This window comes from Dactylosporangium sucinum, from assembly GCF_014647515.1.
GTDB lineage: Bacteria > Actinomycetota > Actinomycetes > Mycobacteriales > Micromonosporaceae > Dactylosporangium > Dactylosporangium sucinum.
Genome location: NZ_BMPI01000003.1, coordinates 279,057 through 279,334, shown reverse-complemented (window position 1 = coordinate 279,334; position 278 = coordinate 279,057). Strand labels below are relative to the sequence as shown.

The following is a 278-nucleotide window of genomic DNA, read 5'->3' as shown; positions in this document are numbered from 1 at the left end:
TTGGCGTAGATGTCGTACCCCGTGACGCCCACGTTGTCGGTGGAGGCGTTCCACGTCAGGCGGATCTGGCCGCTGGCCGGCTGGGTGTACGCGAGGCTGCCCGGGGCCGTCGGCGCCTGGGTGTCCGGCGCGGTGCCGGTGCGCGTGACCGTGTTGCTGTTGGCCGACTGGTTGCCGGCGGCGTCCTTGGCCTTCACGTAGTACGACACCGTGGCCGTGTCCGGCTGGGTGTCGGTGTAGGTGAGGACGTTGCCGGCGACGCTGGTGCGCAGGGTGCC

At 70.9% G+C, this 278-nt stretch carries 1 pseudogene; it reads right to left on the bottom strand.

Annotation, left to right across the window (positions count from 1 at the left end):
- Positions 1 to 278, bottom strand: a pseudogene (locus tag IEZ31_RS56065) (chitinase); the annotation flags it as partial.